A 12,605-nucleotide genomic window follows, 5' to 3' on the forward strand; every position below is an offset into this window, starting at 1 on the left:
CGGGCCATCTCAGATGGCCCGTTCTGCTGGCTCCCGTCCCGATTTCTGCGTACTCTGACCCTCCTGTTTTTACAATTAATTAACTTCTTATGGACGCTTTTTCGTTGCGTGCGCAGTGGACGCTGCTGCTGCTTATCTCCGTATTGCTGGGTGCGGTGCTGCACTATTTCCATGTGCCCGCCGCGCTGTTACTGGGACCGATGATTGTGGGTGTGGTGATGGGGCTGTCGGGTGCTACGCTGCGCATTGACAGACGGTTCTTTCTGCTTGCTCAGGCCGTGCTGGGCTGCATGATTGCCCAGAGCCTGTCGCCTTCGATTCTGACACCACTGATTCAGGACTGGCCGATCGTGCTGGCGGTGCTACTGCTGACGCTGGCGGCCAGCGGCTTGTCCGGTTTTCTGCTGGTACGTTTCAGTCATCTGCCTGGCCCGACCGGTGCCTGGGGGTCGTCGCCCGGCGGTGCATCGGCCATGGTGGCGATGGCGGGGGACTTTGGAGCTGACGTCCGGCTGGTCGCTTTTATGCAGTATCTTCGGGTGCTGTTTGTTGCCTCAGCGGCCGCGCTGGTGGCGCGCATCGGACTGGGCGATGAAGCCCACAGTGTTTCGCCGCTCTGGTTCCCCGCGCTGAATCGCGGCTTTACTATTACCCTGGTCGTGATGCTGACGGGCGCGTGGCTGGGCACACGACTGCGCATTCCTTCTGGCGCGCTGCTGCTGCCCGCGCTGGCGGGTGCGGCACTGAACAGCAGTCATATGGCGGTATTACAGGTGCCGGAATGGCTGCTGGCTGTGGCCTATGCGCTGATTGGCTGGAGCGTGGGATTGCGTTTCACCCGTCCGATCTTTCTGCTGGCACTGCGCACGCTGCCGCAGATGCTGGCTTCCATCTTCGGGCTGATGCTGCTGTGTGGCGGGCTGGCGTGGATGCTGACGCACATGCTGGGTATCGATCTGATGACGGCTTATCTCGCCACCAGTCCAGGCGGACTGGACACGGTGGCGATTATTGCGGCCGGAACCCAGGTCAACATGGCGTTTGTGATGGCGATGCAGACCCTGCGTCTCTTTACCATCCTGCTGACCGGCCCGGCTTTAGCGCGCTTTATTTCACGCTACGCGCGCACGGGAACGGGAACGGAATGAAAATGCCACTGCATCGCAGACAAACACCAGCAGCGCCAGCCAGATGAAGGCAAAAGTGACCAGCTTGTCTGGCGTGATGGTTTCACCGTAAAACACCACTGCCAGCACAAACATCAGCGTCGGACCGAGGTACTGGAAAAAGCCCACAGTGGAGAGGCGCAGCCGGCTGCAGGCCGCCGCAAACAGCATCAGCGGAATGGTGGTGACAATGCCGGCCGCGATCAGCTTCAGGTTGAGACTCAGCGGATTAGCGGATAAATGGCTGGTGGCGCTGTCGGCAAAGCCAAACAGATAAATTGCCGCCAGCGGAAACAGCCACAGGGTTTCAATCAACATGCCGCTCTGCGCATCGACCTGAATCTTTTTGCGCATCAGACCGTAGAGGGCAAAGCTCAGCGCCAGGCCCAGCGCAATAATCGGTAATGATCCAAACTGCCACAGCTGCACCAGCACGCCGACGGTTGCCAGCAGCACGGCCAGCCACTGCAGGCGGCGAAAACGTTCGCGCAGAAACAGCATGCCGAACACCACGTTAATCAGCGGGTTAATAAAGTAACCCAGGCTGGCTTCCAGCATATGCTGATTGTTGACTGCCCAGATAAACAGCAGCCAGTTGCCGCCAATCGTTACGGCCGTCAGCGCCAGCAATAGCACTTTTTTAGGCTGGCGCAGCACGCTGCGAACGCCTGGCCAGCTGCGGCTCAGCGTAATCAGTAACAGCATAAAGAGTGCAGACCAGATCACCCGGTGCGTCATGATTTCTGTCGCGGGAACCTGTTTCACCAGCTTGAAATAAGCGGGTGCGATGCCCCAGATAAAGTAAGCACCCAGTGCAAAGCCAACGCCCTGGCGGGTTTGTTGCGTATCCATATGCGTTCCATTCAGTGGCATGATTAGCCGATAAGATAGGTGGCGGTAGCCGTAGCGATATAGTCGCCCTGTTGATTGTGCAGCTCTACGCGAGCCACGGCGACTTTGTTACCGGCGCGCAGCAGGCTGCTGGTCGCAGTGAAGCGTTCGCCGCGTCCGGGACGCAGATAGTCAACACGCATATCAATGGTGCCCATACGCGAAAGACGCTGGCGCAGATCGGCTTCAGTAATGCTCTCCTGACGCGTTAGCGCATTACTGACGCAGACCATACCCGCGGCGACATCCAGCACCGATGCGATAACGCCACCGTGCAGAATCTGCTGCGCCTGGTTGCCTACCAGCATGGTTTTGTTATTGAAGCTAATTTCTGCGTAGTCTGCATCAAGACGCATCAGCTCCAGGCCCAGTGCCTGATTAAACGGCATGTGATAAACGAAAATTTCGCCGACGAGCTGGCGAGCGTCCTGCTGTGTCAGCACGGGTGATGACATGATGATGTGTCCTGAAAAAATCGGGCCAGAGGGGCGCGTAACATAAACGAGTTGTGTATTCTATTCCGCCTGCGAGGGTGTTTCCAGTTTAAGAAATCAGCACTCATGCTCACTGCCATTTGCGTGTAGAATGGCCTGCTTTTTACGACACCCTTTCAGTTATTCTGATACGCAGCTGCTCACCGGAGAATTATATGCGTAAGCATCGCGCCTTGCTGGCGGCAATGTTGATATTTCCTGCACTGGCGCAGGCGGATGAAGCCCGGATTAAAGAGGTTCACGACGCGCCACAGGTGCAGGGCAGCATTATTGCTAACCTGCTTGAGAAGCATGATAACCCGTTTGTTCTCTATCCTTACGAGAACAACTATCTGCTCTACACCTATACCAGCGACCTTAATAAAGAGGCGATCTCTTCCTATAACTGGGGAGAGAATGCCCGCAAAGATGAAGTGAAATTCCAGCTCAGCCTGGCGTTTCCACTGTGGCGCGGTATTCTGGGCGACAACTCGGTGCTGGCAGCCTCTTACACCCAGCGCTCCTGGTGGCAGCTGTCGAATAGCGCGGAGTCCTCGCCCTTCCGTGAGACCAACTATGAGCCGCAGATTTTCCTGGGCTGGGCGACCGACTACTCGCTGGGTGGCTGGACACTGCGTGATATCGAACTGGGTCTGAATCACCAATCTAATGGACGAAGCGATCCCACCTCACGTAGCTGGAACCGCGTCTATGCACGTCTGATGGCAGAAAACGGTAACTTCCTGGCGGAAATCAAACCCTGGTATCGCATCCCGGAAGGGGAGAGCAGCGATGATAACCCTGATATCACCAAATATATGGGTTACTACCGTGCCAAAGTGGGCTACCGGCTCGGCGACAGTATCTTCAGCGTCGAAGGCAATTATAACTGGAACAGCGGTTATGGCGGCGCGACGATGGGCTGGAGTTATCCTATCAGTGAGCATGTCCGCTTCTATACTCAGGTATTTAGCGGTTACGGTGAATCACTGATCGATTACAACCATCGCCAGACGCGTCTGGGTGTGGGTGTAACACTTAACGACTTGTTTTAATCCCTAACGTAAGACAGGAATCGCGTGGCAACCTCGGCAGTTCTTAATCAGGAAGCGCTGGCGCAGCAGGTATTGCAGGATACCTTCGGCTACCAGCATTTTCGTCCCGGTCAGCAGACGATCATTAATGAGGCGCTGAGCGGGCGCGATTGTCTGGTGGTCATGCCCACCGGCGGCGGTAAATCGCTCTGTTATCAGATCCCGGCGCTGGTGCGCGAGGGGCTGACGCTGGTGGTGTCGCCGCTGATCTCGCTGATGAAAGATCAGGTCGATCAGCTGCTGGCGAATGGCGTGGCGGCAGCCTATCTCAACTCCACCATGACGCGCGATCAGCAGCAGGCGGTGATGGCTGACTGCCGTACGGGTCGGGTTAAGCTGCTCTATATCGCCCCTGAACGCCTGATGATGGATAATTTCCTGGAAAGTCTGGCGCACTGGCAACCGGCGATGCTGGCGGTGGATGAAGCGCACTGTATTTCTCAGTGGGGCCACGATTTCCGCCCGGAATATGGCGCGCTTGGGAAGATGCGTCAACGCTTCCCGGAATTACCGGTGATGGCGCTGACCGCGACCGCCGATGAAACCACCCGCAACGACATTGTTAACCTGCTGCATATGCAGGATCCGCTGATCCAGATCAGCAGCTTTGACCGGCCCAATATTCGCTACACGCTGGTAGAGAAATTCAAGCCCACCGATCAGCTGCTGCGTTACGTTCAGGATCAGCGCGGCAAGTGCGGCATCATCTACTGCAACAGTCGGGCGAAGGTGGAAGACACCGCTGCGCGACTGCAAAGCCGGGGGTTCAGCGTCGGGGCGTACCATGCCGGAATCGACAGCGAACAGCGTGGCCGGGTACAGGAAGCTTTCCAGCGTGATGATCTGCAAATCGTGGTGGCGACGGTGGCCTTTGGCATGGGCATCAACAAGCCCAACGTCCGTTTTGTGGTCCACTTCGACATTCCGCGCAACATCGAGTCCTATTATCAGGAAACCGGACGAGCCGGACGTGATGGCCTGCCAGCCGAAGCGATGATGCTCTACGACCCGGCCGATATGGCCTGGCTGCGTAAATGCCTGGAAGAGAAAGTGCCGGGACCGCTGCAGGATATTGAGCGCCACAAGCTCAACGCGATGGGCGCGTTTGCCGAAGCACAGACCTGCCGTCGTCTGGTGCTGCTGAACTACTTTGGTGAGGGTCGCCAGCAGCCGTGTGACAACTGCGATATCTGTCTCGATCCCCCTAAACGTTATGACGGTCTGGTTGAAGCGCAAAAAGCGCTCTCCGGCATCTACCGCGTAGGCCAGCGTTTTGGTATGGGCTATATCGTTGAGGTGCTGCGCGGATCCAATAATCAGCGTATCCGTGAGCAGGGCCATGACAAACTGCCGGTCTATGGGCTGGGCAAAGATCAGAGCCATGAACACTGGGTCAGCGTGTTACGCCAGTTAATCCATCTGGGGCTGGTGACGCAGAATATTGCTATGCACTCAGCGCTACAGCTGACCGAAGCAGCACGCCCGGTGCTGCGCGGTGAAGTGCCTCTCATGCTGGCAGTGCCGCGTTTAATCACCGCGAAAACAAAAAGCAATAGTCCGGCGAAGTTTCAGGGTGGCAACTACGATCGCAAACTCTTTGCCAAGCTGCGTAAGCTGCGTAAAGCGATCGCCGACGAAGAGAATATTCCGCCTTACGTGGTGTTCAATGACGCCACACTGATAGAGATGGCAGAACAGATGCCGGTCAGCGCGTCGGAGATGCTCAGCGTCAACGGCGTGGGTCACCGCAAACTGGAGCGCTTTGGCAAACCTTTCCTGGTGATGATCAAAGAGCATCTTGATGATGACGAATAAAGGACACCAACCATGCTGATGTTATTCGCAACCGTGGCGCTGGTTCATCTGGTGGCGCTGATGAGCCCCGGCCCCGATTTCTTTTTTGTGTCACAGACTGCCGCCAGCCGCTCACGCAAGGAGGCGATGATGGGTGTGCTGGGCATTACGCTTGGCATCGTGGTCTGGGCGGGCGTGGCACTGATGGGGCTACATCTGATTCTGGAAAAAATGGCCTGGCTGCACCAGATCATCATGGTCGGCGGGGGACTTTATCTGTTGTGGATGGGCTGGCAGCTGATGTGCTCGGCACGTCAGCGTCATAAACAGCCGCAACAGGATGAGCCGGTAGTTGAGTTGCCGAAACGTGGAATGAGCTTCCTCAAGGGCCTGCTGACCAACCTGTCGAATCCCAAAGCGATTATCTACTTCGGCAGCGTCTTCTCGCTGTTTGTCGGCGACGATGTCGGTTCGGCTGAGCGCTGGGGTCTGTTCCTGCTGATTGTCGGTGAAACCTTTGCCTGGTTTACTCTGGTGGCGGCCATCTTTGCACTGCCGTGGATCCGCACCCGGTATCAGCGACTGGCGAAATGGGTTGATGGCATGGCAGGCGTCCTGTTTGCCGGTTTTGGTATCCACCTCATTATTTCCCGTTGAGCCCTTATGCCGGAGAGCGCATTGCGCATCCGGCAGAAATGTCACGCGCTGTCGCCTCTCTCTGAACGTCGCCTGTGTGACGACTGTCACACTCTGCGCCTGCTGATGCCTCTCTGTCGCAACCGCAGATAAATAGTCATCATTCGTTAATTAAAGAAAACATCACCTCCGGTATGGTCGTACCGACGGACTATTTTTCATGGAGATGATGATGAGAGTAAAACCCCTGTTACTGCTGTTAATCACGGCCTGCATCAGCGCCTGCGCCTCGCCTGATGCTGCCCATTCCCCCGCCCCTGTTCCGGCGAAAAGGGACAGTGTGTCGGCTATACTGGCGCAGGCACCTGGGACGTCAGCTCAGCCACAGGGTGAAAGGATTAACCAGATCTCAGCCACTTTTCTCGAGACACCTTACCAGGCGGATACGCTGATCGGCTCGCCCGATACGCCAGAAGCGCTGGTGATAAATTTCAACGGAGTAGATTGTTTCACGCTGCTTGATTACGTTCAGGCGCTGAGCCGCAGCCACGATCGCGCCAGCTTTGAAGCTAACCTGATTCGCACCCGCTACGCGGGTGGTAAAGTCAGCTACCTGGAACGTCGCCACTTTTTTACGGACTGGTTCGCTGAGAGCCCGCGCAATGCCGATGACATCACCCGCACGCTTAGCCCGGATGCGGTGACGGTGGTGAAGCAACTGAATCGTGAGACCAGCGGAAAAGAACGGCTGCCCGGTCTGGGGGTGATTCCACGTCGCATAACTTACATTCCGGCCCGCGCGATAACCCTGCAGGTGCTGAAGCAGATCCAGACCGGCGATTATATTGGGGTTTACACCACTGCTCAGGGGCTGGATGTCTCACATTCCGGGATTGCCGTCCGACATGATGGCCGGTTGTGGTTCAGGAACGCCTCTTCGCTGGCTGCTAATCGCAAAGTTGTCGATGCGCCATTCAGGGAATATATGCGGTCGAAGCCTGGCATCATGGTGTTGCGTGCAGTGCCACTGACTGCGCCGTAGCTGCACCTGGGAAGAAGGGATTAAACAGGAAGTGTTTGCGCCGACCTCAGTGTGTCGGCGTATAAGGTCTTAAGCGATCTTTCTGGCACTGGCCAGTAGCGCGCCCACAGCCATAAACAGCCCACCGAAAATACGGTTCATTAACTTCATCTGTTTTGGGCCTTTAATCCAGCCAGCAATGCGTGTGGCCAGCGTGGCGTAGCCAATCATCACGATGATATCGACCACTACGGTGGTTACGCCCAGCACCAGATACTGCATAAACAACGGCTGATGCGGCTGGATAAACTGCGGGAACAGGGCGGCCAGAAAGACGATACTTTTCGGGTTGGTCAGGTTAACCAGTACGGCGCGTTTGAACAGGCGACGACGCGGCATCGCTTTGGCGACCGCATCCAGATCGATGCCACCCGCGGAGCGCCATTGCTGAATACCCAGCCAGACCAGGTAGGCTGCACCGGCCCATTTCAGAATTTCAAATGCCAGCAGCGACTGAGAAAACAGCGCGCCCAGACCGATACCGACCAGCACGATGTGCAGTGCCAGGCCGACCTGCAAACCGGAGATGGACGCTACCGTGCCGCGATAGCCGTGGCTGATACCGGTACTCATGGTGTTGATTGCGCCGGAACCGGGCGACAGGCTCAGGATTGTGGTAGTAAGCAGGTAGGTCAGCCACCATTCGATGGTCATGGGTCAGGCTCTCTTTAGTAGCGGAATTGTGACACAATACGCCAGAAATAAGCGCGGCGCTATGGCCTGCGCAGGGCATGCAGGACTCTGTATCCGGTCATCAGGAGGGCGAATGAATCAACATAAAGCCAGTTGGCTGCGACGGGAAAAAGCGTTTGCTGCCTTCGCCACCGGGCCGCTGCTCGATTTCTGGCACAGCCGTGAAGAGCGTGAGTTTACCGGTGTGGGTAATCTGACGCTGCGCTATGTCCGCTTCACATCACCGCAACACAAGCGTGTGATCCTGATTGTGCCGGGACGCATCGAGAGTTACATAAAATATCCTGAGCTGGCGTACGATCTGTTTCACTGTGGATTTGATGTGGTGATTCTGGACCATCGTGGTCAGGGGCGTTCCGATCGCCTGCTGGAAGATACACACCGTGGTCACGTAGCGGAATTTACCCATTATGTCGACGATCTTGAGACGCTCTATCTGAAAGAGATCGTCAGCGGCCATTACCAGCAGCGCTATGCGCTGGCTCACTCGATGGGCGGCGCAATATTAACGCTGTTTCTGGCACGCCAGCCGCAGGCATTTCATGCGGCAGCGTTAGTGGCACCGATGTTTGGCATTGCCTTGCCGTTGCCCTCATTCCTTGCCCATCGGATCCTGGACTGGGCGGAGAAACGTCCGGCCATGCGCGATGGCTATGCGCTGGGCACCGGACGCTGGCGCGCGCATCCGTTTGGTATTAACCGGCTGACGCACAGCACCGAGCGTTACCGGCGAAACCTGCGTTTTTATGCGGACGATCCGGCGATTCGCGTGGGCGGACCGACTTATCACTGGGTACGCGAAGGCGTCCATGCGGGTCGGAACATTATCAGTCAGGTTGATAAGATCACCACGCCATTGCTGCTGTTACAGGCCAGCGATGATCGGGTGGTCGACAATCGTTCGCAGGACCTTTTTTGCGCCGCGATGGCAGCGGCGGGTCATCCGTGTGAGGGCAATAAGCCACGGGTGATCGACGGTGCGCGTCATGAGATCCTGTTTGAAAAGGACGAGATGCGCGCTGAAGCACTCAATGCAGTGGTCGACTTCTTTTCATCGCACCACTGACGTTATATATCCGACCGGTTAAAGCCGGCAGAATCAAATACCCGAGGTTTTCATGTATCACATCGTTGCATCCGATCTGGATGGCACGCTGCTCTCCCCCGAACATCGTCTGACCCCTTTTGCGCGTGAAACGCTGCAACAACTGGTCGCGAAAGATATTCACTTTGTGTTCGCCACTGGCCGTCATCATATTGATGTCGGACAGATGCGCGACAGCCTGGCGATTCCGGCCTATATGATCACCTCAAACGGTGCGCGCGTGCACAACGCTGCGGGCGAGCTGGTGTTCAGCCATAATCTGGATGAGGATATCGCCAGCGATCTGTTTGGCCTGCAATATCATCACAGCGATATTCTGACGCACGTTTACCGCGACGATGAGTGGTTTGTCAGCCGCTCAAGCCCGGCGGAACAGGACTATTTCCGTGAGTCGGTGTTCAACTATCAGGTCTATGAGCCGGGTCTGCTGCCAACCGATAACATCAGCAAGGTCTTCTTCACCTGCGAAAATCCCGAGCATCTGATTCCGATGGAGCAGGCGATTGAAGCTCGCTGGGGCGATCGGGTTAATGTCAGTTTCTCGCTGCCGACCTGTCTGGAAGTGATGGCGGGCGGCGTATCGAAAGGGCATGCGCTCGAAGCCGTGGCGAAAACGTTGGGCCACACGCTGGAAAGTTGCATCGCCTTTGGCGACGGCATGAATGATGTGGAGATGCTGAGCATGGCGGGTAAGGGCTATATCATGCAGAATGCCCATCAGCGGTTGAAAGATACACTGCCAGCGCTGGAGGTGATTGGTTCGAATGCCGATGATGCGGTGCCGCAGACGCTTCGCACGCTCTATCTGGCTTAAGCCGTCAGCGTAAAAAGGGCCGGTTACCCGGCCCTTTTTACATGCCGTCAGGCAAGGGTCTTTTTGTGCTTATGTTCGCTGACCATGGTCAGTAACAGCAGGATAACTGCCAGTACACAGCCAGCAATCATTACCATAAAGCCGCCATCCCAACCGAAATAATCGACGGTGTAACCGACAATGGCGCTGGCCGCGACCGATCCACCCAGATAGCCGAACAGGCCGGTGAAGCCCGCGGCCGTTCCCGCCGCTTTTTTCGGTGCCAGTTCCAGCGCGTGCAGACCAATCAGCATCACCGGACCGTAGATCAGGAAGCCAATCACGATCATACAGGCCATGTCGACGCCAGGATTGCCCGCCGGGTTGAGCCAGTAGACCACGGTCGCGATGGTCACCAGTGTCATAAAGAACACCCCGGTCGCACCGCGATTACCGCGGAAGACTTTGTCCGACATCCAGCCGCACAGCAGCGTGCCCGGAATCCCCGCATACTCATACAGGAAGTAGGCCCACGACGATTTATCCAGCGTGAAGTGTTTTACTTCGCGTAGATAGGTCGGCGACCAGTCGAGAATGCCGTAGCGCAGCAGGTAGACAAAGACGTTGGCGAGTGCGATGTACCACAGCAGCTTATTCGGAAGCACATACTTCATGAAGATCTGTTTTGCCGTCAGCTCCTCTTCGTGGCTGGCATCGTAGTCAGGCGGATAGTCGTTTTTATACTCTTCAACTGGCGGCAGACCGCAGGATTGCGGCGTATCGCGCATCAGCGCAAAGGCCAGAATTGCAATGGCAATCGCACCAAACGCTGGCATGTAGAGTGCTGCTTTCCAGTCGTTGAACCAGGCCATGCCGAGCAGGAACAGCAGCGGCGGAATACCGCCGCCCACGTTATGCGCACAGTTCCAGACCGAGACAATCCTGCCGCGCTCCTTCTGCGACCACCAGTGAACCATGGTACGTCCACAGGGTGGCCAGCCCATGCCCTGGAACCAGCCGCAGATAAACAGCAGCACAAACATCACCATGATGCTGGATGTGGCCCAGGGAACGAATCCCATAATCAGCATCACTGCTGCTGCCAGAATCAGGCCAGCCGGTAAGAATACGCGCGGGTTTGATCGGTCAGAGACCGAGCCCATGATGAATTTTGAAAAGCCGTAGGCAATGGAGATGCCGGACAGTGCAAAACCGAGATCGCCGCGTGAAAAACCCTGCTCCACCAGATAGGGCATGGCGAGTGCGAAGTTTTTTCTGACCAGGTAGTAGGCCGCGTAACCAAAAAAGATCCCGATGAAAATTTGCCAGCGCAGGCGACGGTAGAGCGGATCAACGTGATCCTCCGCCACCTGCGGCTGACGTGGTGCAGGTTTAAAAATGCTCAGCATCAGTGAGGCCCTCCAGGGCACATTATGGTTTTTAATTCCCAGCAGGTTGGGGCAGGAAAAGAGCAGAACAAAATGGATACAGAATGTTCCATTTCGCGCAAAGAATAGTGTTAGTTGCACAACGGTACTGTGATGAATGACACATTTGTTACAGTTTTATTACATTCTGTAGCGAAAGTGATCACGCCATGGATTATTTCGCGCATTTTATCTGGCTGAAAATCCATTACGTCGACAGTTATGTCACCGAGCGTAAGCAGTCTATCCAGCAGACCTTCTGATTGCCTGGTTTATAATCACATGTCAACCAGATTTCACAGCCTGAAAGTGGCACATTGTTTACACTGACAGCCTGTTCATTTCAGGGTCGTCGCCGTGTTTTTATTGATTATTACCACCATTCTGTGGGCCTTTTCGTTCAGCCTGATTGGCGAATATCTTGCCGGGCAGGTAGACAGCTGGTTCTCTGTACTGATGCGTCTGGCGCTGGCTGCGCTGGTGTTTTTACCGTTCCTGCGCTGGCGTGGCCATCGCCCTTCAACGCTGCTGCTTTATATGCTGGTCGGGATGCTGCAGCTGGGAGTGATGTATCTGCTGAGCTTCGAAGCTTACCTCTATCTTAGCGTGTCAGAGTTCCTGCTGTTTACGGTGATGACGCCGCTCTATGTGACGCTGATTTATGACCTGATCAGCCGTCGTCCGCTGCGCATCGGCTATATTTTCAGCGCCCTGCTGGCGGTGGCTGGCGCAGCCATTATTCGCTATGACAAAGTCAGCGATCATTTCTGGTTTGGCCTGCTATTAGTACAGCTGGCAAACATCTGCTTTGCGGCGGGAATGGTGGGCTATAAGCGTTTGCAGGAGACCCGTCCTATGCCGCAGCACACGGCATTCTCCTGGTTCTATCTGGGTGCGGTGTTAATTGCAGTGATCGCCTGGTGTGCCTGGGGCAATCCGCAGAAGTTGCCGACCACCTCATTGCAGTGGGGCATTCTGGTCTGGCTGGGCATCGCCGCTTCCGGTCTCGGCTATTTTATGTGGAACTACGGTGCGACGCAGGTCGATGCTGGCACGCTGGGCATTATGAATAACATGCACGTTCCCGCCGGATTGCTGGTGAATCTGGCTATCTGGCAGGAGAAACCGCACTGGCCGAGCTTTATTGCAGGCGCGCTGGTGATCCTCGCCTCGCTGTGGGTGCATAAGCGCTGGGTGGTGGGGCGTAGTGACCGGTAATCATTGGGTGCTGGGACAAACCGTTGCTGTAGCCGGACTGCGGCCTCCCGGGCTGGCGCGTCCGATCGCGAAGAAATCTCACATCCCTGTGGATCGTCCGGGCCATCCCTGGCCCGGACGCTTCGCTCTTCTGACGTGCCAGCCCTGGAGACTTCACAGCATCATCGCTGCCAAACCAGGGTTTCGTAAGGAATATGAAGGAGGGGAAGGCGGGTTGAGAAGTAAAGCGTCCGC

The 12,605-nt window shown here is 56.1% G+C and carries 12 protein-coding genes; 8 read left to right on the forward strand and 4 right to left on the reverse strand.

The genetic code is table 11. The features are described 5' to 3' along the window. Positions 1 to 89 precede the first annotated feature (89 nt). Complete coding sequence (locus tag HZZ01_RS19130) at positions 90 to 1,148, forward strand: AbrB family transcriptional regulator (RefSeq protein ID WP_179899024.1); 1,059 nt, start codon at positions 90 to 92, stop codon at positions 1,146 to 1,148. Here the strand turns inward: HZZ01_RS19130 and rarD are convergent. Together rarD and HZZ01_RS19140 are read right to left on the reverse strand one after the other, a co-directional pair. After that, positions 1,113 to 2,018, reverse strand: coding sequence for an EamA family transporter RarD (rarD, locus tag HZZ01_RS19135; protein ID WP_179899025.1), 906 nt, complete (start codon positions 2,016 to 2,018; stop codon positions 1,113 to 1,115). The genes HZZ01_RS19130 and rarD overlap by 36 nt on opposite strands. Positions 2,019 to 2,041: 23 nt before the next feature. After that, positions 2,042 to 2,512: a thioesterase family protein gene (locus HZZ01_RS19140; RefSeq protein WP_179899026.1), complete on the reverse strand. Its 471-nt coding sequence runs from the start codon at positions 2,510 to 2,512 to the stop codon at positions 2,042 to 2,044. A gap of 194 nt (positions 2,513 to 2,706) precedes the next feature. On the opposite strand from HZZ01_RS19140, the gene pldA reads away from it, so the two are divergent. From pldA to HZZ01_RS19160, 4 genes are all read left to right on the forward strand, one after another. Beyond that, on the forward strand, positions 2,707 to 3,585 hold the full coding sequence (gene pldA, locus HZZ01_RS19145; protein WP_136196090.1) for a phospholipase A: 879 nt from the start codon (positions 2,707 to 2,709) through the stop codon (positions 3,583 to 3,585). Positions 3,586 to 3,609: 24 nt separating this feature from the next. Next, entirely contained in the window at positions 3,610 to 5,439 is a 1,830-nt protein-coding gene (gene recQ / locus HZZ01_RS19150) for an ATP-dependent DNA helicase RecQ (RefSeq protein ID WP_179899027.1), read from the forward strand. Between the two features lie 12 nt (positions 5,440 to 5,451). Continuing rightward, on the forward strand, positions 5,452 to 6,075 hold the full coding sequence (rhtC, locus tag HZZ01_RS19155) for a threonine export protein RhtC (protein WP_179899028.1): 624 nt from the start codon (positions 5,452 to 5,454) through the stop codon (positions 6,073 to 6,075). Positions 6,076 to 6,286: 211 nt separating this feature from the next. Beyond that, a complete protein-coding gene (locus HZZ01_RS19160; RefSeq protein ID WP_179899029.1) occupies positions 6,287 to 7,096 on the forward strand; it encodes a DUF1460 domain-containing protein in 810 nt (269 codons plus the stop codon). A gap of 69 nt (positions 7,097 to 7,165) precedes the next feature. On the opposite strand, the gene rhtB is transcribed toward HZZ01_RS19160, so the two are convergent. After that, positions 7,166 to 7,789, reverse strand: a complete 624-nt coding sequence (rhtB, locus tag HZZ01_RS19165; RefSeq protein WP_003854387.1) for a homoserine/homoserine lactone efflux protein — start codon at positions 7,787 to 7,789, stop codon at positions 7,166 to 7,168. Between the two features lie 112 nt (positions 7,790 to 7,901). On the opposite strand from rhtB, the gene pldB reads away from it, so the two are divergent. Continuing rightward, complete coding sequence (gene pldB, locus HZZ01_RS19170; RefSeq protein ID WP_179899030.1) at positions 7,902 to 8,894, forward strand: lysophospholipase L2; 993 nt, start codon at positions 7,902 to 7,904, stop codon at positions 8,892 to 8,894. A 52-nt stretch (positions 8,895 to 8,946) separates the two neighbouring features. Next, the gene (yigL, locus tag HZZ01_RS19175) at positions 8,947 to 9,747 is read left to right on the forward strand and encodes a sugar/pyridoxal phosphate phosphatase YigL (protein ID WP_179899031.1); all 801 of its coding nucleotides are present in this window, start codon (positions 8,947 to 8,949) and stop codon (positions 9,745 to 9,747) included. A gap of 47 nt (positions 9,748 to 9,794) precedes the next feature. Here the strand turns inward: yigL and glpT are convergent, their stop codons facing one another. After that, on the reverse strand, positions 9,795 to 11,135 hold the full coding sequence (glpT, locus tag HZZ01_RS19180; protein WP_179899032.1) for a glycerol-3-phosphate transporter: 1,341 nt from the start codon (positions 11,133 to 11,135) through the stop codon (positions 9,795 to 9,797). Between the two features lie 375 nt (positions 11,136 to 11,510). Here glpT and HZZ01_RS19185 point away from each other — a divergent pair, with 375 nt between their 5' ends. Then, positions 11,511 to 12,371 carry a carboxylate/amino acid/amine transporter gene (locus HZZ01_RS19185; protein WP_179899033.1) on the forward strand — a complete coding sequence of 287 codons (861 nt, stop codon included), beginning with the start codon at positions 11,511 to 11,513 and terminating at the stop codon, positions 12,369 to 12,371. Positions 12,372 to 12,605 lie beyond the last annotated feature (234 nt).

This window comes from Pantoea sp. WMus005 (assembly GCF_013415305.1).
Taxonomy (GTDB): Bacteria; Pseudomonadota; Gammaproteobacteria; order Enterobacterales; family Enterobacteriaceae; genus Pantoea; species Pantoea rara.

Excerpts from the sequence above, each read along its gene's own strand:
- glpT (WP_179899032.1), bottom strand. The coding sequence starts at position 11,135 with ATGCTGAGCATTTTTAAACCTGCACCACGTCAGCCGCAGGTGGCGGAG.
- rhtC (WP_179899028.1), top strand. The coding sequence starts at position 5,452 with ATGCTGATGTTATTCGCAACCGTGGCGCTGGTTCATCTGGTGGCGCTG.
- yigL (WP_179899031.1), top strand. The coding sequence starts at position 8,947 with ATGTATCACATCGTTGCATCCGATCTGGATGGCACGCTGCTCTCCCCC.
- HZZ01_RS19130 (WP_179899024.1), top strand. The coding sequence starts at position 90 with ATGGACGCTTTTTCGTTGCGTGCGCAGTGGACGCTGCTGCTGCTTATC.
- HZZ01_RS19160 (WP_179899029.1), top strand. The coding sequence starts at position 6,287 with ATGAGAGTAAAACCCCTGTTACTGCTGTTAATCACGGCCTGCATCAGC.
- rarD (WP_179899025.1), bottom strand. The coding sequence starts at position 2,018 with ATGGATACGCAACAAACCCGCCAGGGCGTTGGCTTTGCACTGGGTGCT.
- rhtB (WP_003854387.1), bottom strand. The coding sequence starts at position 7,789 with ATGACCATCGAATGGTGGCTGACCTACCTGCTTACTACCACAATCCTG.
- pldA (WP_136196090.1), top strand. The coding sequence starts at position 2,707 with ATGCGTAAGCATCGCGCCTTGCTGGCGGCAATGTTGATATTTCCTGCA.
- HZZ01_RS19140 (WP_179899026.1), bottom strand. The coding sequence starts at position 2,512 with ATGTCATCACCCGTGCTGACACAGCAGGACGCTCGCCAGCTCGTCGGC.
- pldB (WP_179899030.1), top strand. The coding sequence starts at position 7,902 with ATGAATCAACATAAAGCCAGTTGGCTGCGACGGGAAAAAGCGTTTGCT.